The 22,881-nt window shown below is 61.1% G+C and carries 18 protein-coding genes and 2 pseudogenes; 10 read left to right on the forward strand and 10 right to left on the reverse strand.

Translation table 11 applies throughout. From position 1 onward, the window contains the following. Nucleotides 1-46 precede the first annotated feature (46 nt). Entirely contained in the window at nt 47-1,276 is a 1,230-nt protein-coding gene (locus EJ071_RS15030) for an FAD-dependent oxidoreductase (protein ID WP_245460246.1), read from the forward strand. A 230-nt stretch (nt 1,277-1,506) separates the two neighbouring features. Here the strand turns inward: EJ071_RS15030 and EJ071_RS15035 are convergent, their stop codons facing one another. Beyond that, on the reverse strand, nt 1,507-2,181 hold the full coding sequence (locus tag EJ071_RS15035; protein WP_126098555.1) for an FCD domain-containing protein: 675 nt from the start codon (nt 2,179-2,181) through the stop codon (nt 1,507-1,509). 165 nt (nt 2,182-2,346) lie between these two features. Here EJ071_RS15035 and EJ071_RS15040 point away from each other — a divergent pair, with 165 nt between their 5' ends. From EJ071_RS15040 to EJ071_RS15075, 8 genes are all read left to right on the forward strand, one after another. Beyond that, nucleotides 2,347-3,816 (forward strand): NAD-dependent succinate-semialdehyde dehydrogenase, encoded by a 1,470-nt coding sequence (locus tag EJ071_RS15040; RefSeq protein WP_189521545.1) that lies wholly within the window; start codon nt 2,347-2,349, stop codon nt 3,814-3,816. Nucleotides 3,817-4,308: 492 nt separating this feature from the next. Beyond that, nucleotides 4,309-5,526, forward strand: a complete 1,218-nt coding sequence (locus EJ071_RS15045; protein ID WP_210211921.1) for an amino acid ABC transporter substrate-binding protein — start codon at nt 4,309-4,311, stop codon at nt 5,524-5,526. Between the two features lie 157 nt (nt 5,527-5,683). Then, a complete protein-coding gene (locus tag EJ071_RS15050; protein WP_126098558.1) occupies nt 5,684-6,556 on the forward strand; it encodes a branched-chain amino acid ABC transporter permease in 873 nt (290 codons plus the stop codon). Nucleotide 6,557: 1 nt separating this feature from the next. Continuing rightward, nucleotides 6,558-7,550: a branched-chain amino acid ABC transporter permease gene (locus EJ071_RS15055; protein WP_126098559.1), complete on the forward strand. Its 993-nt coding sequence runs from the start codon at nt 6,558-6,560 to the stop codon at nt 7,548-7,550. Continuing rightward, nucleotides 7,547-8,284, forward strand: a complete 738-nt coding sequence (locus EJ071_RS15060) for an ABC transporter ATP-binding protein (protein WP_126098560.1) — start codon at nt 7,547-7,549, stop codon at nt 8,282-8,284. Before EJ071_RS15055 ends, EJ071_RS15060 begins: the two co-directional genes overlap by 4 nt. Then, nucleotides 8,281-8,994, forward strand: coding sequence for an ABC transporter ATP-binding protein (locus EJ071_RS15065; RefSeq protein ID WP_126098561.1), 714 nt, complete (start codon nt 8,281-8,283; stop codon nt 8,992-8,994). Before EJ071_RS15060 ends, EJ071_RS15065 begins: the two co-directional genes overlap by 4 nt. Nucleotides 8,995-9,677: 683 nt before the next feature. Beyond that, entirely contained in the window at nt 9,678-11,450 is a 1,773-nt protein-coding gene (ligD, locus tag EJ071_RS15070; RefSeq protein WP_126102593.1) for a DNA ligase D, read from the forward strand. Nucleotides 11,451-11,654: 204 nt separating this feature from the next. After that, nucleotides 11,655-13,643, forward strand: coding sequence for an HWE histidine kinase domain-containing protein (locus EJ071_RS15075; protein ID WP_245460247.1), 1,989 nt, complete (start codon nt 11,655-11,657; stop codon nt 13,641-13,643). A 68-nt stretch (nt 13,644-13,711) separates the two neighbouring features. Here EJ071_RS15075 and xth read toward each other — a convergent pair whose 3' ends face one another. Both xth and EJ071_RS15085 read right to left on the reverse strand, forming a co-directional pair. Next, nucleotides 13,712-14,482 (reverse strand): exodeoxyribonuclease III, encoded by a 771-nt coding sequence (gene xth / locus EJ071_RS15080; protein ID WP_126098563.1) that lies wholly within the window; start codon nt 14,480-14,482, stop codon nt 13,712-13,714. Between the two features lie 52 nt (nt 14,483-14,534). After that, complete coding sequence (locus EJ071_RS15085; protein ID WP_126098564.1) at nt 14,535-14,741, reverse strand: hypothetical protein; 207 nt, start codon at nt 14,739-14,741, stop codon at nt 14,535-14,537. 171 nt (nt 14,742-14,912) lie between these two features. On the opposite strand from EJ071_RS15085, the pseudogene EJ071_RS15090 reads away from it, so the two are divergent. After that, nucleotides 14,913-15,773 (forward strand): annotated as a pseudogene (locus EJ071_RS15090) (hypothetical protein); the annotation flags it as partial. Nucleotides 15,774-16,023: 250 nt separating this feature from the next. Here EJ071_RS15090 and EJ071_RS15095 read toward each other — a convergent pair. The 7 genes and pseudogenes from EJ071_RS15095 to EJ071_RS15130 form a co-directional block, all read right to left on the reverse strand. Beyond that, nucleotides 16,024-16,290, reverse strand: coding sequence for a hypothetical protein (locus EJ071_RS15095; RefSeq protein ID WP_126098565.1), 267 nt, complete (start codon nt 16,288-16,290; stop codon nt 16,024-16,026). Between the two features lie 8 nt (nt 16,291-16,298). Then, nucleotides 16,299-16,511, reverse strand: a complete 213-nt coding sequence (locus tag EJ071_RS15100; protein ID WP_126098566.1) for a hypothetical protein — start codon at nt 16,509-16,511, stop codon at nt 16,299-16,301. Nucleotides 16,512-17,099: 588 nt separating this feature from the next. After that, nucleotides 17,100-17,507, reverse strand: a complete 408-nt coding sequence (locus tag EJ071_RS15110; protein WP_348628144.1) for a low affinity iron permease family protein — start codon at nt 17,505-17,507, stop codon at nt 17,100-17,102. Nucleotides 17,508-18,643: 1,136 nt separating this feature from the next. Then, nucleotides 18,644-19,064 (reverse strand): annotated as a pseudogene (locus tag EJ071_RS15115) (hypothetical protein). Further along, nucleotides 19,054-19,314: a type II toxin-antitoxin system prevent-host-death family antitoxin gene (locus EJ071_RS15120; protein ID WP_126098567.1), complete on the reverse strand. Its 261-nt coding sequence runs from the start codon at nt 19,312-19,314 to the stop codon at nt 19,054-19,056. The pseudogene EJ071_RS15115 and the gene EJ071_RS15120 overlap by 11 nt, the downstream one beginning before the upstream one ends. 316 nt (nt 19,315-19,630) lie before the next feature. Continuing rightward, nucleotides 19,631-22,468, reverse strand: coding sequence for a hypothetical protein (locus EJ071_RS38510; RefSeq protein ID WP_189521482.1), 2,838 nt, complete (start codon nt 22,466-22,468; stop codon nt 19,631-19,633). After that, nucleotides 22,468-22,863 (reverse strand): plasmid mobilization relaxosome protein MobC, encoded by a 396-nt coding sequence (locus EJ071_RS15130; RefSeq protein WP_126098568.1) that lies wholly within the window; start codon nt 22,861-22,863, stop codon nt 22,468-22,470. Before EJ071_RS15130 ends, EJ071_RS38510 begins: the two co-directional genes overlap by 1 nt. Nucleotides 22,864-22,881: the final 18 nt, after the last annotated feature.

Consider the following 22,881-nt stretch of genomic DNA (forward strand, 5'->3'; position numbering starts at 1 on the left):
CACCTTCTCCCCCCTTCCAGTCCGCCCTGTCGGCTCCAAATGCGACGTGGCGATCGTCGGGGGAGGCTATGCAGGCCTTTCGGCGGCCATCGAGCTTGCTCGTGCCGGTCGCAGTGTCCAGCTTTTCGACCGCCAGTCGTTGGGGCAGGCGGCTTCCAGTCGTAACGGCGGCATGGCGAGCGGAAGCATTCGACCCGGGCGCAAGGAGTTGATCACAAGATTCGGCGAGGCTCGCGCCACCGAGATCCTGATGGAGGGAAAGGCCGCGCGGGAAGACCTATGGGCCTTTCTGAAGGAGGAGAAGGTGGACTGTGACTTCCATCTCTCCGGCCTCTTCGTCGGCGCGATCAACGCGCATGAATGCGACGAACTCAGCCGCTCCGCCGATCTACTGCGGCGCTTCTTGGGCATCGAGGCTCATCCGGTCGCCCGGTTGGACGTACCGACCTTTATCGGGACGGATTTCTACACGGGCGGATTCGTGCGGATGGATACCGGTGGCCTGCATCCGGCCAAGCTGCTTGCTGGTATTCTACGGGTGGCAACGGCAACCGGGGCGATGATCCATGAGAACACAGCCGTTACGGGAACGATCGCCGAGGCCGGCGGGCTCCGTGTGAGAACGTCGCGCGGTGACGTTTTCGCCAGGAAGGTGCTGATCTGCACGGATGCCTATACGGACGGCTTCGATCCTTGGCTGCGCCGCCGTATTGTGCCGGTGCGCAGCCGCATCATCGCTACCGAGCCATTGGCAGAAGGCGCGATGGACCGGTTGATGCCGAAGCGCATGATGTATGGCGACATGCGCCAGCTCAGCTATTACTATCGCCCTTCGGCGGACGGATCGCGCATCCTCTTCGGCGGCAGGGACGGTACCACAGCGGGTGACGCTCTGGCGCCGACCAACCATTTGCGCAGCGAACTTGGCCGCATTTTCCCCGAGCTGGAGGGCGTTGGCCTGACGCATAGTTGGTTTGGCCAGGTCGCTATGCATCGCGACATGGTGCCGCGGATTTTCACCTCGGGCAATACGGTTTACGCCACGGGGTTCTGCGGTTCCGGAGTGGTCTGGGCCCGCTGGCTGGGCAAGAAGGCCGCCTTCAAGATCCTCAGCGAAGCCGAAAAGGCGCAATCCGCCTTCGATTTCGACCCCGCGCCGAAGGCCGTACCATTTTACCGCGGCAAGCCGTGGTTCATCCCGCTTGTCTATTCCCTTTACGAATGGCGGGACAAGCGCGCCATGCGCCGCCGGCAGCCCGAAGCAAAGAGGTCATGACCTTGCTCTTCCTTACGCGTAGGCCCGCGGTGCAATCGCCGGGACCTTCGATCTCATCCGCCTGACACTCATTTTACCAGCGCTTTCGGGGGCAATCCGCGCGCACCCCGTCCGTCCTGTTAAACAGCTCAGGTGCCTCGCCTTGAATAGAGCGACAAGCGAGCAGAGTTCGAAGGCCGCCATCCCGCTCGGAGGTGTACGGCAGTCTGAGTATTGTTGGCGATACCTTCTTAGGACATTGTCTCTGATCCGAGAATGTTGGCTCTCGCGGTCAAGATATGGTTATGCATTCTTTGTTCGGCCTGCCCACCATCCCGGTCAATGATCGCCTGCAAGATCGCGCGATGATGAGCCGTATACTCCTGCATACGCTCTTTCGTCAGAGACTGCTCTTTCATGCGTCCCCAAAGCCGCCCCGCCCGAAGCGCGTGAATACCTTCGTAGAGCGAGGCCAGCAATCCGTTGCGGGCCGCCGCCACTACCAATTGATGGAACGCGGCGTCCCAGCGCTCGAACTCCACAAGAGTCGCGGCCGTACTGCTATGCTGGATGACCTTCTGCATCTCTTCGGTTTCGTAGGGCGTCGCTCGCAACGCCGCGAGCGCGGCCACCTTCGGCTCGATGATTAATCGTGCTTCGAAGACCTCAGCGGGATAAGTCCACAGTTCCTTCCGGGAGGCATTCTGTGCGCGGTACGGAGCGCTTGCGGTAGCGCCGCGCTCGGCGACGAAAGTGCCACGCCCCACATGACGAAGCAGGCGCCCCTCTTGCTCCATCTCGGCCAGCATGCGCCGCAGGGCCGTGCGCGGCAAACCGAGCTTGACCGCTAGGTCGCGCTCAGGTGGCAGCCGGTCGCCTGGCTGCAATCCTTCCGCCTCGATGAAATCCCTCAGAACGACCGTCATAGGGGCCCACTCCAGAACGAATCGGCAAATTTTTCCGCAACCAATTTGATCTATCTTGACACCGGTTTCAATACCAATTTCATATTGGTCCCAGCAATTCACAGATTGGTTGCACGGGTTTTCTAAAGCCGCAAGAGGACGAGTGTGACTCAGCCAGCAAGGGATATCGAACCTTTTCGCGCGGATGCTGGGGCTATCATTGCTGGAGCTCCTGTAGAGCTGCTGGTGGGCGGCAAATGGATAAGTGCAACCGGCGGCAATCGGTTTGATGTCGCGGATCCTTCCAATGGGCGCACGATTGCATCTGTCGCAGACGGTGCAGTCACCGACGGAATCCGGGCGATCGATGCTGCGGAGGCCTCTGCGACGATGTGGAGGCAAACACCCTCACGCCGGCGATCGGACATCCTGATGCGCTGCCATCAGCTCATGCTCGATCATGCCGAATGGCTCGCGCAACTGATATCTCTGGAGAACGGCAAGGCGCTCCCGGACGCTCGCGGCGAGGTAATCTATGCCGCAGAGTTTTTCCGTTGGTACGCTGAGGAAGGGGTGCGTACTCTCGGCGACATAGGCCATGCACCGGGCGGTGCAAATCGAATCCTGGTTCAATACCAGCCGATTGGCATTGCCGTTCTCGTCACGCCCTGGAATTTCCCCGCTGCCATGGCGACCCGCAAGATCGCCCCGGCGCTCGCGGCGGGTTGCACGTGCGTACTGAAGCCGGCGGCCGAGACCCCGCTGACCGCGTTGGCGATCGGCGCGATCCTCATGGAAGCTGGTCTGCCCGAAGGTGTCGTTAACATCGTGACGACCACGGTCGCAGGGCCTGTGGTGAGCGCGATGCTGCACGACAGTCGGGTGCGCAAACTGTCATTCACGGGGTCGACCGCCGTTGGTCGCATCCTGCTGCGCGAGGCCGCCAACCGGGTCATCAGTTGTTCGATGGAACTCGGTGGCAACGCTCCTTTCATCGTGTTCGATGATGCGGATCTTGAGGATGCCGTCGCTGGCGCCATGGTCGCCAAGATGCGCAACGGCGGAGAAGCCTGCACTGCGGCGAATCGCTTCTATGTCCAGCGCGGCATCTACGACGCTTTTGTCCGCCGGCTTACCGAGGAAATGTCGTCGCTTTCGGTGGGGCCGGGTCTTCAAGCGACGACCCAGCTCGGGCCGCTTATTACAGCGACCGCGGTGGAGAAAGTCGATCGCTTATTGAAGGATGCCGTTGCCCGTGGGGCGCGTATCGAAACGGGCGGTGCACCAGTGTCCGGCGAGGGCTTCTTCTATCCGCCGACAGTCCTAGCCGACGTAGCACCCCATTCGGATATCGCGAAGGAAGAGATCTTTGGGCCGGTCGCAGCGGTCTCGCCCTTCGATACGGAAGACGAGGCTGTACGGCTAGCGAACGACACCGAGTATGGCCTCATATCCTACGTCTACAGTGGTGACCTCAGGCGCGCCCTGAGCGTCGCCGAACGCATCGAAAGTGGGATGGTCGGCATCAATCGTGGCGTTGTCTCGGACCCGGCAGCGCCGTTCGGAGGGATGAAGCAAAGCGGGCTCGGCCGGGAAGGAGGGCATCACGGCCTGCTTGAATATCTCCAACCCAAATACATCGCGACCAACTGGTGACGACAATGACCAGACCCGGCAATCGGGATCGAGACAAAATTCCCGAGCAAAATGGCCCAAAAATTCCGTCGCATGACAAAAAAACTGCAAAGGGGAGAAAATTGTCCAGGCGACGGCTCAGACATGGGAACTGCCAAGTCGGGAGCTATATATGGATTTGGCGAACCGGCGATCGAGGTAGGTCTTGCACGACCGGCCTATCGGGCTGGAGTCCGTGTACGTCAAATCGATGTCGTCCGCACGAAGGGAGTGTGATTCAAGCTGCTCACGCGATTGGCCGGTGAGGAGAGTCGTGTTGATTTGAACCGGCTTCGACACTGAGCGAACGGGCTGCCCATGACGAAGTAAACGAATTCCACCGGTTTCCAATCGGAGTATCGGTGGGAAAGTAACCGGAAACGGCTTCACCGCCATGAAAAGCAAGGGAGGATTTGCAAAATGGCTCCAATCGACCGTTCTTTTTCGCGCCGTCGGTTCCTTGGCGGCAGCGCCATGGCCATCAGCGCCGGTGCGCTGGGCATGCCGTTCGTGCGAACGGCGCGCGCCCAAGCCGCGACCTTCAAGGCGGGCGTGATCACCTCGCTCTCGGGCGAGAACATTCTTGGCGGCAACCTGACCAAACAGGGCTATGACCTTTGGGCGGATGCGATCAACGCCAAGGGCGGCGTAGAGGTAGCTGGTGACCGCTTCAAGGTCGAGATGTTCTACGGCGACGACCAGAGCAGCCCGGCGACCGGTGCAGACGCCGCCGAGCGGCTGATCGTGCAAAACGGGGTCGACGTGCTGTTCGGTCCCTACACCAGCGGCTCGACCATTGCCGTACAGCCGATCTGCCAGAAGTACCAGGTGCCGATGATCTCTGGTTCGGCCGAATCGCCCAATGTCTGGAAGGCGAAGCCTGAGTTCAATTTCGGCATTATCCCGGCGGTCGATACAACTTCGGGCCTGTCGCTCGGCGTGCTGGCGAAGCTGTCCAAACCGGCCGCGAAGACCGTGGCTGTGATCAGCGTCAACGAGCCGTTCTCGAAGGAGACGGGCGAAGGTTTTCGCGACGGCGCCAAGGACGCCGGCCTCGACCTAGTCACCTACGAGCTGGTGCCGCCGGAAGGGGACCTCACGCCGGTCATCTCGAAGATCGCCGCGCTCAATCCCGACATCATCGCGGTCGGTGGCCATGAGGAGGTACTGATCAATGTGGTCAAGACCTCGAAGTCGCTGAACTACCGGCCGAAGGCGCTGATCATGCACTACGGGATTACCAATCCCGCCTTCGCCCAGGCGCTCGGCCCCGATGCCGACGGCACGACGGGCGTGGTGGTATGGCTGCCTACCGTGTCCTACAAGGACGACGTATTCGGCACGGCCAAAGATTTCTCCCAGATGGCGCAGAAGAAACTGGGAGGCGAGCCGGACTATACGGCCGCCGCCTGCGCGGCTAGCGGTCTGGTGCTGGGCGATGCGCTGAAGCGCTTGGGCAAGAAGCCGGCGCTGACGCCGGAGGACCGGGTGGCGTTGAAGGATGCCATCGCCGAAACCGATATCCAGACCTTCTACGGGCCGATCAAGTTCGAGAAGGACGGCCCGCATTACCACGACAACATCCAGCCCGTGCCGGTCCTGGTCCAGATCCAGGGCGGCAAGACCGTCGCGGTCGGGCCGAAGGAGGCTGCGGCAGCCGACTACATCTACCCACTGCCGGCCTGGAAATAGGCGTGCCGGGCAGATGCGGACGGTTTCGCCGCCCGCATCTGCCGATGGGCGCGGCACCGGTTGCGCATAGCTTTAAAACGATGGACCGTTCGCTTTGCCCATCCGGGCTTGCCAGAATATCCACCTTCCCGTTCCCTGACGAAAAACGGATGCCGCTTTGGATCTTTTTCTCCAGACCTTGCTGAATGGCCTCCTGATCGGCGGCGTCATCGCCACCTTTACCATCGCCTTCCAGCTCGCCTTCGGGGTGTTGCACGTCATCGACTTCGCGGTCGGCGGCTGGGTCGTATTGGGCGGCTACCTCGGCTACTATATCACCGCCTGGCTCGGGCTCGATGGCTTCCTCGCGATCCCGCTGGCTTTCGTCCTTTTCGGCGCTCTCGGCTATCTGATCGGCCCGGTGCTTTATAATGTTCGTAACAGCCGCACGGCGCGGCCGGAGTTGATGGCGCTGGCGCTCAGCTTCGGCTTGTTCACGCTACTGCGCGGCGGCATGCTGACCGTGTGGGGCTTCAACACCCGCAACGTCACAACCACGCTGAGCGGCGAAAGCCTGGCGATCGGCCCGGTCACGGTTCCATTGATCCGGGTTGTGGCAGCAGTGTTCGCCGCGGCGATCGCCGGCGGGCTCTTCCTGTTTCTCTATCGCACCCGCTACGGACTGGCGATCCGCGCGACTGCCGAGAACCGGCACAATGCCGCGCTGATGGGGGTCAACATCGGACGGCTGAGCGCCAATGTCTATGGCCTCTATGCCGGCATCACCGCAATGGCCGGTGTCCTGATGGCGGCGATCTATTCGGTCAATCCGGAGGTCGGCCTGCGCTACACACTGTTTGCCTTCTTCGTAGCCGTGCTTGCCGGTCTGGGTTCTGTCGAGGGAGCGCTGGTGGCGGCGCTTCTGCTAGGGGTCATCGAAGCTTTCGTCTCGACCTATGTCGGTGCCAGCTATTCGCTGCTGGCGATCTTCACCACGCTGTTTTTAGTGCTTTTGGTATCCCCGCGTGGGATCCTGCGGCGGGGGCTCTGATATGGCGCTGCTACCGACCAAGCCGCGATGGCTAGGCCTCGTTCTCCTCGCCGTCATCATCGTCATGCTAGGCGTCCTGCCCTGGACGGTGAACAATTACTGGCTGCGCATCGCCACAGGCGCGCTGATGTGGGCGGGGCTCGCTTGCTCGTGGAACATGCTGGGCGGATATGCCGGCTACATCAATTTCGGCCAGTCAGCCTTTTTCGGCCTCGGCGCCTATGTGACCGCGTTCCTGATGGGCGATCCGTTCGGCTTGCCTTTCCCGGCCACGATTCCCGCCGGCATGGTGGTGACCGCAGTGTTCGCGCTCATCATCGGCGCACCGACGCTGAGGCTGCGCGGCGCCTACTTCGCCATCGCCACCTGGGCCTTTGCCGAGGTGCTGATCCAGTTCGCTTCGGCGATGGACTTCACCGGCGGCATCGGTGGTATCGGACTGCCGCCGTATCTCAACGAACGCTTCTTCTATTTCGCCATGTTCGGTACCGCCGCGCTGACGTACTTCCTCACCTGGGCGCTCTTCGAGCGTTCCCGCTTCGGGCTGAAGGTGAAGGCGCTACGCGACCACGAGCCAGCGGCAGAGGCGATGGGCATCAATACGGCCCTGGTCAAGCTGCAGACTTTCGTGCTCAGCGCTGTCACGGCGTCCGTCTTCGGCGCCATCTTCGCTTACTGGGTCACCTTCATCAATCCGAAGTCCGTTTTCGGCGGCGACATCACCGACCAGATGGTGGTGATGGTGCTGCTGGGCGGCCTGGGCACGCTGTGGGGACCGGCCATCGGCGGCGTCGCGTTGTTCGTCGTCAACCGACTCATTTGGATGTATTGGGGCGACACCGCCTTCTACATCGCCATCCTCGGCACCGCTATCGTCTTGGTGGTGCTATTTCTGCCCAACGGCATCGCCGGCCTGTTCGCAAGGCGCAAGAACGACGCGCTGGATAAGGCCCTGGACAAGCTGGTCGGCAGCGGTGAGGGAGGGCACTCATGAGCGGCGGGATACAGTCGGAAGCCGATCCGATCCTGAGCGTGCGCGGGCTCTTCAAGCATTTCGGCGGCATCAAGGCCGCCAACGGCGTCGAACTGGCAGTCGGGCGGCGCGAGATCGCCGGACTCATCGGCCCCAACGGCTGCGGAAAATCGACGCTGTTCAGCCTCGTCTCCGGAGCCGTGATGCCGGACAAGGGCGAGATCCGCTTCGACGGCCGTGCAGTCGCCGGAATGAGCGCGCACAGAATCGCCCGGCTCGGCCTCGCCCGTACCTTCCAGATCCCGGCCCTGTTCGACAATATGACGGTGACCGAGAACCTTCTTGCGGCGGCGGCGGAAGGTCACTGGCAGGGCGCCCACGAGCGCGCGGCCGAGACGCTTTCCCTCCTCAGGCTCGAGCATGTCGCCGACAACCGCGCCTCGGACCTGTCCGGCGGTCAGCAGAAGCTGCTGGAATTTGGTCGCGCAGTCATGCGGCAGGCATCGCTGATCCTGCTCGACGAGGTAACGGCAGGAGTCCACCCCAACATCCGCAAGATTATCCTGGAAGCGATTGCCCGGCTACGCGAACAGGGCGTGTCCTTCCTCGTCATCGAACATGACATGGAAATGGTGCGCAACGTCTGTGACCGAATCATCGTCATGGATTCGGGACGGGTGGTAACAAGCGGCGCCTTCGAGGACATCGTGCGCAATTCTGAAGTCATGCAGACCTACCTGGGGCGCCCGCAATGAGCACGCTGGCCTCCGAGAACATCGTCACCGGCTACGGCAAGCAGGAGATCGTCCATGGCATCTCGCTGACGGCCGAGGTCGGGAAGATCACTTGCATCTTCGGGCCGAACGGCTGCGGCAAATCCACCTTGCTAAAGGCGATCGCCGGGGCGCTACCGGTGTGGAATGGTGCCGCCCGCCTTGGCGAAACCGTGCTGTCCAATCTGCCAGTGCACGAGGTGGTACGGCAGGGGCTGGTGCTGATGCCGCAGGGCGGTGGCGTGTTCCCGCGCCTGACGGTGATGGAGAACCTGCGCATGGGTGGTTACGCTATCGCCGACAAGCGGCTGGTGGAAAGGCGCATTGAGACATTGATCGACCAGTATCCGTCGCTGGCCAGGCGGCGCAAAACGGCGGCCGGCGCGTTGTCGGGCGGCGAGCAGGCGATGCTGTCGCTGGCCCGCGCGCTGGTTTCGGAGCCACGCTTTATCTTGCTCGATGAGCCTTCCGCCGGCCTGTCGCCGGCCATGGTGATCGAGACGCTGGAGCGCATCACGACGCTGACGAAACAAGGCATCGGCATATTGATGGTCGAGCAGAACATCCGCGAAGCCATGCCGATCGCAGACAAGCTCTACATCTTGGCCGCCGGCTCGAAACGCTTCGAGGGCAGCCCGCAAGACGTGCGCGACGACCGTCAGATCATGGACATTTATATGGGCGGAGCCTGAAGTCTCGTATATGGGCGGAGCCTGAAGTCTCGAACGCTGACCTCTTCTTCCCGGTCATCCACGACAAGACACAATTCTATGCGCCGAGAGGCCGAAACGGTGAGAAGTCTGCCCGTGATTCCCCTCCTCAGTTTAGGCTTGGAATCATCGCCTGATATTGCTCTTGGGAATCGGAATAACGGTCCCATACTTTCGTGCCTTTTCACCAACACGCCCGGAATTCACACCAGGATACGCCTTGGATATTCGACGAATCGACGCGTTCGTCGAAGCAAGATTGGACCGTCCGCAGTCGTTTGACGCGGCGGGAATCCGATCAAGACGAGAACCTACCGTCAGCGGGACGTGTTGCTGGGAGCGCCGAAACTCGAATGGGGCCCAATCACGCGAGGCCGCTTCGCGCCGCATCTTCGGTCGCAGTGACAGGGAAGGGTACTAGGGAAAAGAGGGTTGATCCTGAACCGACAGCCACAAGCTGCGCTGAGCGTATGCTATTTTGTGCGTTATGAATCACCTGAAAGCTGGTCCCTGTCGGCACAGGCGACAATCGGGCAACCAAACCGATTGCCCGTGGCAGCAACATGGAAAAAAGCGCCGCGCTCTGCATATATACAATTTCGCTAAAATTCCTGGAACCGGCAGCAGCCCCAGGGCTTGAGTCATGGTCCTCGAGGCGCGCGTGCATGAGCAGCGGCAAAGACCGGCTTTCCTTCATCGAGTTCCAATCGCCAACGCTTGTCGCGAAGGCCCCCGAAGACGGCGACTGGCTGCACGAGATCAAATACGACGGCTACCGGACCCAGCTCATCGTGGAAGACGGAATGGCAAGAGCCTTCACGCGCCGCGGCTATGACTGGTCGCATCGCTACAGGAGGATCGTCCAGGCGGCGGCAGGCTTGCCGGTGAAATCTGCGATTATTGATGGCGAGGCTGTCGTTCTCGGTGACACTGGCTTGCCCGACTACCAGGCGCTGGAGCGCGAGTTGGGCAGGCCAAACTCCGCGAGGCTGATCTTGTATGCCTTCGATTTGCTGTACCTCAACGGCCGCGATCTGCGGCACCGGCCGCTGGTCGAACGGAAGGCAGCGCTGGAGAAGCTGCTGAAGGACAAGGCGCCGACGTTGACCTATGCCGAACATCTGGAGGTAAGCGGAAGGGAGATGTTCGACCATGCCTGCCGGATGGGCCTGGAGGGGATTGTCTCGAAGCGGGCGGACGCACCCTACCGCTCCGGCGTGCAGACGAGCTGGGTAAAGGTCAAATGCATCAAGAGCGACACCTTTCCGATCGTGGCTTTCGTCGAGAAGCTCGGCGCTGAGCCGCGCCGGATCGCATCGCTCTACATCGGCAGGCGGGAGGATGATCGGCTGCTGTATGCAGGGAAGGCTCAGAGCGGTTACACGCTTGAGGTGGCGCGGCGCGTTCGCGAGCGGCTTGATCCGCTGGTCATCGACAAATCGCCATTGTCGGTTGACGTCGATAAGCCGAAAGCCACGTGGGTAAGGCCGGAAGTCCTGGCCGAGGTGCAGTTCAGCGGCGTGACCGATCGCGGCGTCTTGCGCGAGGCCGTTTTCAAGGGCCTGCGCGAGGACCTGGTGGCGATCCCGGCAAAACCGTCTGCGCCCTCGCAGCGACAGGCGTCAGGCAAGGACCACCGCGTCCCGCGCGAAAACATCCTGCAACTCCTGCCCGACGCGGTCTCGCCTTCCAAAGATGAGCTTATTCGCTACTGGCAGCATGTTGCCGATCAGGCGCTGGTGCATCTTGGCCGGCGGCCGCTGAAGATCGTCCGCCATACCTTCGGCACAACCTTCTATCATAAGGGGATGCTGCCCGAGATCCCGGCCGCGGTGCATCAGCTGCGCATCAAGAAGCGGGAAGGCGGGGAGGGCACCCGGGTGTGGGTCGACGATTTGGCCGGCTTGCTCGGGCTTGTCGAAATGGATGCAGTTGAGCTGCATCCCTGGAACGCCACGGTCGACGACATCGAACATGCTGACCGGCTCGTCCTCGACCTCGACCCGGGCGAGGGCGTGGAATGGGCGGAAGTAACCGAAACCGCGCTGGCGCTGCGCGACATCATGTCTGCGGCAGGTCTGGAAAGCCGGCCGAAGGTCACGGGCGGCAAGGGCATCCATCTGATGGCGCCGCTGGCAGTGAAGATCACTCACGATGGCGCCCGGCAGCTGGCCAAGTCGCTTGCCCAGTGCCTCGTCGACACTGATCCCGATCGCTACCTGCTGTCGGCAGATCCAAGAGCCCGACGAGGTCGTATCTTCCTTGACTATCTGCGCAATGGCCGCGGCAACACGGCGGTCGGCGCGTACTCGCCTCGGGCGCGGCCCGGCTTCCCCATCGCGCGCCCTGTCACCTGGGCGCAAGTCGAGCGAAACATTCGGCCGGACGCATTCACCATGGATCACCCTTTCCGGGCGGCAGGGAGAAAGGCGGCGTAGGTCACTCAGCAAGGTCAGGCGTGCCAATTGCGTAGGCGAATTTGGGCGATGTACGCATGCTCGTTTACCGCCTACGAGCGGCGATTGAACGGGGTGCTTGCTCCTCGTGGTCTTGGCATTATGGTAGCTGCCAACTGAGGGGGAGTGCCAGGATTGCCTCTTCGATCGGCTCGTTCGCATTTGTGGGGTCTGATAGCTGCGGCCGTGGTTCCCGTCTGGCTCTTCGCGACGTATTTGCTCATTCAATACGCAGTGCACGAGCGGTCTCGCTTCGAGCAGGACGCCCAGCAAACAGCCCGGCAGGCGTCGCTGATCGTCGAGGGAGAGCTCAACAATCTCCAGACGATTGTTGACGGGCTGTCGAAATCGACTGCACTTGCCACTGGCGATCTGCAGGCATTTCGCACCGAGGCGCTCAGCCGGGCACAGGGTTCGGACCGCATCATTCTCCTTCGCGATTTCAGCCGCAGTCAATTGCTGAATACGACCGCCCCGCAAGGCGCAAGCTTGCCGCCTGTCGCGCCACTTTCAGAATGGGAGCGCCGCCAGCTCGGAGCGGCCAAGTTTGTCGTCAGCAATGTTTTCGCCGGCAGCGATGGAAAACATTATCGTGTCGCCATCAGTGAGCGAGTGCGGATCCCAGCACGCGACGACCTGCTTCTTTCGATTACCATCCCCACCTCGCGTATTCGCGATGTCATGATGCGGGCCGTGCCCGAGGGTTGGACCGTAGGGGTCGGCGACCGCGACGGCAATTATGTGGCGCGATCCACCTCGCATGAAGAAATGAGCGGAAAGCCGGGTCTCCCGGAGTATCCGGAAAAGATTGTGGGCCGCTCCGGCACCTTCACGTTTCGCAACGACCAGGGCTTGACGCAACTGGTAGGATACTACCGCTCCCAATATTCGGACTGGTTCTATATGGCCAATATTCCGCTTTCAGCGGTCCAATCGCCTCTCTGGCGCTCTCTTGCAGCCATCGTTGGAATTGCTCTTGTGGCGCTTTTCATCTCCGGCTGCCTGGCCTACGTCGTGGGAAAACGCCTCACGGGGGCTGCAGCCGAATTGGCCGCGAGAGCTGACGCCCTCGGCAGAGGCGCCAAGGTGGAGCCGCTGACCACTACAGTCATGGAATTCGACACGATCGCAAATGCGCTCGTCAGTGCCGAGCGAGCCATTGCGGAGCGCAAATTCGAGTTGGAGACCGTGCTCGAGACGGTGCCGGCGGGGGTTTGGTTCACCTATGATCCGAAAGCCCTGCAGGTTATCCGCAACCGTTTCGCGGCAGAGCTGATGGGCTTACCGACGGATACCCCCAAGGCCTTCGGCGCTCCGGACCTGGTGATAGACACGGTGGCCGAGAAGGATGGCCGTATGGTGAGCCGACAAGACCGGCCGTTGAGCCGGGCAATGCGTGGCGAACTCACCGACAATGAAGAGTTTTCCTACACGCTCCCGTCCGGTGGGAGGCGCCACTTGTTGTCAAGCGCGCGGCCAATCCGTGATCCGGAGGGAGGCATCATAGGAGCTGTCCAGATCAGCCTCGACATCTCCGATCGCAAGCGCGCAGAAGAACAGCGCAAGCTGCTGGTCAACGAGCTAAACCATCGCGTCAAGAATACCCTTGCCGTGGTTCAATCAATCGCAAGCCAGACGATCCGCAATTCCACTAGCCTTGCCGAGGCTAAGCGGACCCTGTCCAGCCGACTGGTCTCCCTGGCCAAAGCTCATGACGTCCTCACGCATGAGAACTGGAGGGGTGCCGATCTCGAAGAGCTGATAGCTGCTTCAATTAGGCCCCACGCTCCGATGGAACGTTTTCAGTTGAGCGGCGACGAGGTTTGGGTGGAACCCAATATCGCGCTGTCGTTTGCGCTCGCCTTCCATGAACTCACGACAAATGCGATCAAGTACGGTGCATTGTCGAATGCAACCGGCACGGTTTCCATTTCCTGGGGACTCATCGAACAAGGGCCAGATCGCCGGCTAGAGCTTGAATGGCGTGAAAGCGGAGGACCGGTCGTTGCGGCCGTCAAACGCAAGGGGTTCGGCATGCAATTGCTAGAAGGCATGTTCTCCAGGGTGAGTCGGGTCAGCCTCTCGTTTGATGAGGCGGGACTTCTAGCCGCGTTCAGCGTGAGCTTGTCGGCATCGACCGGCCTTTCGACATCGGCGGCACGAGCCGCCGGTTAACCAACGTATGTGCTGGCCGTCCGGAGCAGCAGTGCTTTCAACTAAGAGCGCTATCAGCCCTTCTCGAGCTAAATCAATTCGATCCAGGCGGGGGCATGATCGCTTGGCTTTTCCCAACCGCGCACCGAAACATCGACGCCCGCGCTCTGAAGCCTGTTTGAAAGCGCTGGACTCACCAGGAGATGATCCATCCGCAGACCGGAGCTGCGGTCGTAACCGCCTCGGTAGGAGAAGTTCCAGTAAGTGTAGACGCCCTTGTCCGGGTGAATTTGCCGAACCGCATCCGTCCAGCCCATCTTGAGCATATCGGCGTAAGCCTGACGGCTCTGCGGGAAATACACGGCATCGCCAAGCCACCTTGCCGGAGCCACCGCATCGATCGGCGTAGGAACCACGTTGTAATCGCCGCAGAGGACCGTCTCTTCTTTGAGCATCGTGCGGGCGTAGCCGATCAAACGCTGGAACCAGGCGAGCTTGTAATCGAATTTCGGGCCTGGGGCCGGGTTCCCGTTCGGCAGATAGATGCAGCCGATTACCAGCCCATCGACCTCGGCCTCTATATAGCGACTGTGTGTGTCGTCTGGATCGCCGGGCAAGCCGCGCCTGCGCTCTTGGGGCTGAGTGTTACGGGCAAGAATTGCGACCCCGTTGTAAGACTTTTGACCGTGCCAGATGGCGCCGTAACCCACCTCCCTGATGGCATCGATAGGGAACCTCTCATCGGACGTCTTGAGCTCCTGCAGGCAGACGATATCGTATCTGGTTTCGTCCAGCCATTTGAGGAGGACCGGCAAACGCCCGTTGACGCCGTTTACGTTGAAGGTTGCGATTGTGACCATGCGGTCATCTCAGCCGACGATCTCGAACTGTCTTCCGGGTCCTTTGCAATGCCTAGCTGTCTTCCTTGTAGATTTTGGCGGCTTCCTCGATCTTGCGCCAATCGTTCCCATAGCGCCGCACCAGCTCCCGCGCCTGTGCCGGCGATATGTTTTGCGTTTCTACAATATGGTTCACTTCCGCCTCTTCGCCTTTCAGCGGACACGAACGGGGTTTCTTAGGCCGGTCGGCCCCAGGTTCCTTTTCGTCTCGTTCCGGCATGAATCGATTCTCTCCGGATCCGGATTAACCGTCGAGTGCCGGGAAGGTTTCCCTGGTTGGGCTCGTGGGCGGTTTCGGACATCTGCATTCGGTTGGCCCTGCCGCTGTGTGGCTTGAACCCAAACGGCTTGTGCAGCGTTCTTTGCCAGCAGTGCTGCCGGTCGCAATCCGATGGATAAATTCGAGGCCCTTACCGCGCCGCAGAAGGCTCCTGGTGCCGAAGCGCGCTTTCCGTACGATCGATCGGCGGTTGAGCGGTTCCAGCAGGCATTCCCGCGCGCCAGGTGGAGCGACGAGCGCAAGAGCTGGTTCGTGCCAGGAAAGACAGCGGCGCGGCGGATCGAGCGCTGGCTGGCGCAAGAGGCGGCTTCGCGCGCGGCTCATGACGACAGCAAGGGACGGGATGCCTTTGCCTTCGATCCGCTGTCGAGCCCGTATCTGGAAGTCGGGGACGACCTGCGCATCCGCACGCCCTATTCCAGGACCGTTCTCGAGGAGCTGCGAGCCGTTCCATGGGCGAGTTGGGATGACGAGTTGCGGGCCTGGAGGGTGCCTTTTCGCGCCTATGAGGAGCTGCTGCGCCGGTGGCCAAGCATCGAAAGAGCTGCCGAACGCGCCGAGCCGGAAGAGCGGAAACGGCGACGGGAAGCCACCAGACACACCGCTGAACACCAAGCTGCCAAGCTGCGCTATGCCGAACGCAGGCGCCATCGCTATCCGGTTCCAGCCGAAGAGCTTCCTCCGCTCGGCCGCCCTGTGGCCACGGCGCAGTACGGCATTATTGTCTTCACGGAGATTTCAGGCGAGCTCGCTGATGTCTCGGAATTAGCAGAGTTCTACCCCCAATTGACGGGAGCGGCCGTCGACCATGTCTGGACCAGATGGCGGCCGGCGACTTTGACTGAACTGGTCAAGACGTGGCCGGCCCGGCGCCCTGCCGGATCAACGGAACGATCGAAAGGGTGGTGGCAGCCGACGCTGGACGAACTCAGGCCCGCTCGCCGAAAGGCGCGAGCTCTGGAGAGACGAAAGGAGAGGCTTGCGGAACCCCCCAAGGACGAAGAGGCCGAGCGCCGGAAACTGAAGCATGACGCAGATCTGGCTGAGGCGCGAACCATCCTGGCCCAGCTCCCGCACGTTAACGCCTGCCGGTTTCTAGATCTTTTCGGAGGCGACATTTGGCGGGAAGTGCGGCGGTTGCACGAAAGCGGTATTTTCCTGGGCTGCGCCCTAGACGCTTCCCCATCGCCATAAGCCGCAGGGGCGGGCCCACCCTCCCAAGTCAGAGCCCGAGCGTCTGGCCTGCTTCCAGTTGAAAAAAAGCTGTCGATAAGCTTCTGGAGAAAATGGCGCCTCGGAAAGCCTCAACGGCCGATCCATGGGTGACATCAACCAATAAGGCCACCGCCTGCTCAACCTCTTCGGCAGCGCGGTCAACCCGATCCAGCCGCTTCGCCAACCTATCGTGAAGCAGCTCAAGCCGCGCGGCCCGGTGCAGATTGGCGCGCTCTTCGTAGTGCGAGTCGAGCGGTTCGAACAGCATCGTCATGGGGCTCCTCAATGCGCGCTTGTGGGCGGCACCATTTTCAGCAGCCGCCGCTTGGCTGCTTTCGCTCGCGCTTGCCCGGCTCGTATGCGGCTGCAAAGTGCAAGACTGATCGCAAGCCCGTGGTTGTCGTCGAGCATAGTCTTTGCCTGCTTGAGGGAGAGTTCGGCTTGCTTGGCGCGTTGTCTGGCGGCCGCCATTTCCAAGTTCAAAAGTTCAACCATTCCTCGCATCCTCTATTGCCATCCCTTCCATTAGGAAACCGTCATTTTCCGCGTTGGTTCCGGTTTGTCCGGTTGCCGCACGGCGGGATGCATGACGGCTCCACGTCCGCCAAGGCCGAACTGGAGCGCAGGATCGAACAGGCCTTAGTTCCGAGGCGGAGCAGGTCAAGGTTGCTCGATACGAGGCGGCCAAGCTTCAGGCTGACGCCGCAGCCATCTGCTGCCCTTTAACACGAGAGCGGCCCGGCAGGCTGACGGGGTAGGCCAGCAAACGCCGGGCCTAACCGGCGGAGGGCTCGGGGGCGAGACACGGCGCCGGCTGACGACAAACATAAGTCCTTGCTGAAATGATCGGTACGCATCCATAAGGCGGAGCTTTGCAGCATGGCCGGAAAAATCTCGTCGCCATTGACGAGCGTTTGCACGGCGTTCGCGTCGAACATCTGCCCCTGGGAATAGCTGTTCATGCTTCTTGCGAATTGCGGATCTGCCCCGTCGAAACTGTGCGGGACGAACCTCCGCACCCTTTCGACCAGAACTCACCATTCGAGCGCCTGCGGGTGGCGCCACGCATTGCAATGGGACATCTCAATCGCCCTGCTGTTTACGGTTGCGACGCTTTTCGATTTCCTCAGGTTCTTCATCGTCGATGCGAGTGATGTTTGAAGCCGAGCTATTGGACCGCAGCATCTCGTCCAACTTGGCGTGGATGGCCTGAGTGTCGCGATGCTCTGCCCGCTGAATGAACAGCGTCATAGCCCAGGTGAAGAGGGTAGCCGCTCCATGCCAATTCAAACTCTCCCTGTCGAAAACCAACCAAAGCGCCGCGTAAGCCAGCAGGACCAGGAATGCTGCGGGCCGAGAGGTCAACGTGCCGATTGAGGTGAGTGCGCTGATGATCGGGTGATTTGCCATCCTCAAGAACTTTCCATCCTGACGCAGGTTCCAGCCTTTGAGCCAAGCGGCTGAAGCTATGGGCCTCTGAACCAACAGCATTTTGGACGAACCCCTGCATCCTTTGCGCAATCGGTATTGAAAAGGGATCTTCCAGGGTGGGTTTTGACGTGGACATGAAGCCAACTGGCACTGAAACGGCTAGCCCTCAGGACCCGGAAATCCTCCTAAAGAAGACCGCGCACTTCGTCGGAGGTGGATCTACGAGCACAAGGCGGAAGCCCCGGCTGCGATCCGGCCGAAATCGCCGCCAAGAAGCTGGCCAAACAGTGTATTGCCGACGCAAGGGCGGTTAGCCACTTGCAACAGTTGGTGAGAGAACCAGGTATAATTGTGAAGCGCTTGTAAAAATTGAGAAATTTATCGCAAGACAAGTGCGACGCCTGCGCAAGGAGTTCGAACCCAACCGTTTCGCCTACGAGCTTCCGCCGCCGAAATTCCGAGTTGCGGCCACGGCGGGCAAGATTCCAAGCGCGGCTGGTTCCTGTCCATTCTTCGGCGGCAAGTATGAGACTGGCATCCCAAGCGGACGATCGCAGTCACCGCCGCGGTGCTGATCGCCGTCTCGAGCATGCTGTTAATCGCCTTGAGCGCGCTTGGGAGCCTCGGTCGCTGGACGAACTAACATATTGATTCTGATCGCCTTCTTCCTGTTCCATAATGTTTGTTATGCGACACGTGCGTGTAGGCGCAAAGTTAAAATGTCCCACTTCTGCAAAGTACGAATGTCGCTTCCCCTTTGCTGGATGCCATTCTCCCGGGCGCCGTTTTTGAGGGAGACAGCTGGTGGGATTGGTTCTGATGAGCGAACGCGAGTTCCGGCGTATCGAAGTTTTGTCGAAGATTGTTGAGCGGCGAATGACAAATAGATCCGGCACCACCTGCACGACTGTAGCGTGGAACCAGGAAAAGGGCCTCCAGAAGATCCCGGGCGTTCCAGACCGCTGTTCGCCAGTTCTGCGCCACCATCCGTCGTGAACAACTCTATCGGGGTATTGCCGCACGGTCCCCAGCTAGCAATGCGGTCGCTGACATTCCTACTTTGCAGAAGTGGGACATTTTAACTTTGCGCGCCCGGCCGCCCGAACCGCAGGTGCCCGTCAGGCACACCACGTCGGGAAGCGAGGAGTTCCAAACGATCGGGCCAGGTTCTGCAGGCGACTGTAGCTATCAGGATGTCAATCCAGGCGGCTGACACGCCGTCCGGATGCCCGTGCTTCTACGAAGGCTGCGGCAACCTTCATCATGAACGCCTTGCTGAAACGGCCGAGGATTTTACTGTGAGGCTCGATATACCAGGAGCGCTCGGCAATGTCGTAATTGTATTCGTCGACGACGATCCAGCACCGCTTGATGTCGCTCAGTCCTGCTCGCCGGCATTCAATGTCGGAAACCTCCACCGCGACGCGATCGGCCTGCGCTGGCTGGGTGGTGATCGCCAGAAGCGCCAGATGGCTGAGACCGTCATTCGCACTGCGGACGACCACGACGACACAAGTGGGCCGGGCTTTCCCGCCTTCGGTCTCGCCGCGTTCGTGCTGCCAGGCCCAGAGGTAGGGCGTAGTCGATGACTTGACCAGGCAGGAAATCATTGCTCATCGTCGTAACCCTCGCCGCGCGCCAGCCGATCGATCTCCGCCAAGAAAAGATCGCGGTGCTCCTCCGGCATCTCAGAAACGCGATAGACACGACGCGGGTCCCCTCCAGCACGCATCCGCTCGTAGTGCTCGTAGCTCATCAGCACGAACCGGGGTTTCCGGTGTTTGGTGAGGACGACGGGTTCGCGGGCAGCGGCGTCGGTGACGTCGCCAACTTGCTTGTTGAGATCGCCTGTCGTGAATTGCCGCATGGCAGTGCTCTCCTCTATCGATCTCCATAATATCCAGATTTTCCAGATTTGCAAGAAAACGGCACTCCCGTACCGTCTCCATTCTAGGTTCCCAGACATTGAAAGACGCGATGGGAGGCTTGCGACTCTAGCGGATGACGGCCGCCGTCTGAATCAGGCGCTCAAGGCTGACAGCCCTCGTCATAGCTGTGGACGGCACTCTTCGAACTCGCTGAAGAAAGCACCTGTCATTGTCTCGATTGTTGCAGACGTCCGTCGGTCGGATTGGTGGGCCGCCGCTGGTATCTTCGATGTTGAGCTAGTCGTTGTTCATGTCCTACCTCCCTCGATCGTCGCGACCACGGTCCTGGCGTCTCTCGATCTCCAACTCGATCCGCCGCAGACGTGGTACATGCTGCTGCGGAGCGTCCGCCTTATACTCCTCGTTTGACCGTGCTCCACGGTCACCAAGTTCGAACCGTCCGGATACACCATCGACGTTTTCGTCACGCGACTGTTCCGCTTCCACACGGCGCCGGCTTTCCAGATGGATTTCGTTGTTCAGGTCGTGTCTGATCGTTGCCATCTCGCGGATATAGTTGTTGCCGTCCAGCGCCGCTCTCGCCGCTTCTCGTAGCAGATCCCTATGCCTGCTCTCAGCCTCGGTCTGCCTCGCGACCCGTGCATCTTGCTCGGCTTCCGTCTCGGCACGACCGGACGAACTCGCTGAACGGCTATCCCTGGTTTCCGGCTCATAAAGACTATGGGCCTCCATCCTCGCGCTGTCGATCCGTGCGAACAACTCGTCGCCAGCGCAAACCGCCTGCTCGTCATTGTTCCTGACAGCGGAGTTCCTCGACGGATCATACATGTCGATGCGCCGACGAGCCGCTCGATGAGTAGCCTCCTCCTTCAGCGCCATCAGCAGGTTTTCCTCGCCCTTCGATTGCTCGTAAAGATACGTGTTCCCGTCGAGGGCCTCGCGAGCGTAGCTTTGGAGTACGGCGTCGTATCTATTCGACGCCGCTGCATAGTCAGCGCGAACGGCTGTGCGCTCATCATCAGATATGTCGGCGCGAAAATAGTCGCTCGAGTATCTAGTCGCGGCGCGATCGAGCGATTGGAAGGCAGCATCGTACTCGGCCAAGATCTCGCCACCTTCACGCACCGCACTCTCGCCATGGCGAGCAACCGCACTGTCGAACAGATCCTGTTGGGCGGTGTGCCCCTCCCCGCCTATATGCCGCCGATCCCGGTCGCCCTTTGTGCTTCCTTCAGCACCTACGTCACCTTCCGCCATGTGGGAGAAGTCCGCATCCTGCAACTGTCGCCGCTCATCTCCCGTGCGGATCTCTTCAGTGTGATCCCGGCGAATAGTCTCGATGGAGCTGAACCCAGCCTGCCTCTCCAACAGTTCGAGGAACTCGCGGCGGATGTCCACCACCTCGCGGACCGTCGCAGCAATCTTGTCGAATTCGGCGCGATCAGTTGCATGGAGTGTCCGTCCCAAAGACGCTAGAACCGCTTCCACACGGTTTTCATAGGCCTCGAACTCTTGACGCGTCATCTCTCGCATTTTTCCATCCTCGCCTTTCACGAAGTCAACCAACTCCATCATGCCGATAGCGTTCTTGACCGTTTCCCGGTCCCTCGCCGCAAAAGCACGACCAGCTTGATTGTTCTCAGCCAAGCCGTCGAAGCGTGCCCTTTGCTGCATCGCAAAGGCGCCTTCGCGCATACCTCGCTCCTCATTGGCGATCTCGTTCCAAATCTCGGCCGCTTTCGCCGCGTACTGTCTGCTACGGTCCGAGGCTGCGAGGTTGATCCGGTTCGACCGCTTTGCGCGATAACGGGCCTGCGCGGCGTGGCTCGTGCCTTCGTGCTCGGTCCGGCCGCGATAGCTGACAGGGCGCACTTGGTTGCGCGTATAGGCCGGAGCGCCGGCAAACTCGCGGCGGTCGGTGAGCTCCATGTGGATGCCCTGCTCCCGGGCTTTCTCGGCCATCACGGAGCGCCATTCCCGGAACAACTGCGGGCTCGTGACGATGCGCCCTCCGGTTTCCGAGCGCACGGTCACGATCGCATGGGCGTGGATGTGTGGACGCTTGCCGCCTTCCTCCATCTCCTTGGGATCGCGCGCCGGATCGTGAACCGCAAACACATAGCGATGCCCCGCAAACTGCTCGCCCAGGAACTCACGAACGGCTCCCTCGAAGGCCGACGCATCCGTGCCCGCCCGCGCCGAAATGATCAGGTGCATGACGTCCCTGCCCTTGCGGCTGTGCAGTGCCTTGCGCCATTCCTTCTGCACCAGATCGCCCGCTAGGGCGGCGTCACCGATCAATCGGCCGGTGTTATCGCGAACCTCCCCATTGGTTCTCGCGACCAGCTGGCGTATACGGGCTGTGCCCCATTCCACACCATTGCCGTAGCCGTGGAACCGGAACCGTGCCTCGATGTCTCGGCCGGCGTCGGTGTCGTCGTAGCGCTGCTGAACGATCTCCGCAGCCTTACGGTCGCCAGTCAGCCGCTCACCGCTCCCGTCGCGCAGGACGACGACACCGCTCACATAAAGCTCATCCGGATCCCGTTTCCGAGCTGTGTAGACGAACTGTCGATCGCCAAATCCGGATCGCAAGATCTCGCGCAGCTGGTCGTCCTGGTCGACGTCGCTGCTCAGCGAGGCTGAATTGATCGAGACATGGAATACGGCGAGATCGCGGCTGGCGGCACGATTGTCGAAGAGATGATCCCACTCCGCCCACTGTTTGGCGACAGCATCCCTGCCGAGCACGCGCTCGCCGCGCTCGTTCTCGACGGCGAGTTCCCCGCCTCGTGACGTGTAGCTCATCATAGCCGCTGCTCGCGCGCCTCCGCCGTAGGAGGCGAGCTTGACCACGGCCGGCTGGCTTCCGCGTGCCAGCGCTGCAAACCGTGCCCGCATCGAGCGGCCGCTCGAGCCGGCCTCGCCATGCGTCCAACGCAAGTGGCTGCCACCATTCCGCCGGGGCGAGCGGGCGAACTTACGAAAACCCTCTTCAGCAAGCCGCGCCGCCCCTCCCCTTCGCGGCTCATCCCAGTCGACCTTTTCGACTTGGCCGAGCCGCATCTCATGCATCAGCATGGCGCGCCGGCGCTCCCACTCGCGCTCGAAGGCGCCAGGGAAGAACTCCATCAGGAATCCTCTTCACGCCGGGTTGCTGCCGAGCGCCTGGTCATCGCTGCAAGTTCAGATGCCACCGTCGTCGCGATGATATGCGCGTCTTTGATGCTGCCGGCGACTTCTCCCTCAACCGGCACCCTGCCGGTGTTGATGGCCCGTGCGATCTTATTGAGGTTGGCACCGATCGCACGCATTCCGTCGGCAAGCAGGTCGAGCACCGCGCGGTCCTCCGCTCCGAGGAACGGCCATACGCCGGCGCCCTCTAGGGAAAGCGACCGGATGAAGGCCGAAATGGTCAAGCCGGCGGCGCCGGCGGCCGCCTCCAGCGCATCGAACTCGGCTGGCGACAAGCGGAAATGCGCCACCTTATTCCTTCGTTTCGACACTTCCGAGCGGCTGCGAGCCATCGACAAACGCATCCTTGA

The organism is Mesorhizobium sp. M1B.F.Ca.ET.045.04.1.1 (assembly GCF_003952465.1).
Taxonomy (GTDB): Bacteria; Pseudomonadota; Alphaproteobacteria; order Rhizobiales; family Rhizobiaceae; genus Mesorhizobium; species Mesorhizobium shonense.

Coding starts and splice junctions, on each gene's coding strand:
- EJ071_RS15120 (WP_126098567.1), bottom strand. CDS start 19,314: ATGCGGCAATTCACGACAGGCGATCTCAACAAGCAAGTTGGCGACGTC.
- EJ071_RS38510 (WP_189521482.1), bottom strand. CDS start 22,468: ATGGAGTTCTTCCCTGGCGCCTTCGAGCGCGAGTGGGAGCGCCGGCGC.
- EJ071_RS15110 (WP_348628144.1), bottom strand. CDS start 17,507: ATGCTGTTGGTTCAGAGGCCCATAGCTTCAGCCGCTTGGCTCAAAGGC.
- EJ071_RS15100 (WP_126098566.1), bottom strand. CDS start 16,511: ATGGTTGAACTTTTGAACTTGGAAATGGCGGCCGCCAGACAACGCGCC.
- EJ071_RS15045 (WP_210211921.1), top strand. CDS start 4,309: ATGGCCATCAGCGCCGGTGCGCTGGGCATGCCGTTCGTGCGAACGGCG.
- xth (WP_126098563.1), bottom strand. CDS start 14,482: ATGGTCACAATCGCAACCTTCAACGTAAACGGCGTCAACGGGCGTTTG.
- EJ071_RS15055 (WP_126098559.1), top strand. CDS start 6,558: ATGGCGCTGCTACCGACCAAGCCGCGATGGCTAGGCCTCGTTCTCCTC.
- EJ071_RS15065 (WP_126098561.1), top strand. CDS start 8,281: ATGAGCACGCTGGCCTCCGAGAACATCGTCACCGGCTACGGCAAGCAG.
- EJ071_RS15035 (WP_126098555.1), bottom strand. CDS start 2,181: ATGACGGTCGTTCTGAGGGATTTCATCGAGGCGGAAGGATTGCAGCCA.
- EJ071_RS15085 (WP_126098564.1), bottom strand. CDS start 14,741: ATGCCGGAACGAGACGAAAAGGAACCTGGGGCCGACCGGCCTAAGAAA.
- ligD (WP_126102593.1), top strand. CDS start 9,678: ATGAGCAGCGGCAAAGACCGGCTTTCCTTCATCGAGTTCCAATCGCCA.
- EJ071_RS15060 (WP_126098560.1), top strand. CDS start 7,547: ATGAGCGGCGGGATACAGTCGGAAGCCGATCCGATCCTGAGCGTGCGC.
- EJ071_RS15130 (WP_126098568.1), bottom strand. CDS start 22,863: ATGGCTCGCAGCCGCTCGGAAGTGTCGAAACGAAGGAATAAGGTGGCG.
- EJ071_RS15095 (WP_126098565.1), bottom strand. CDS start 16,290: ATGACGATGCTGTTCGAACCGCTCGACTCGCACTACGAAGAGCGCGCC.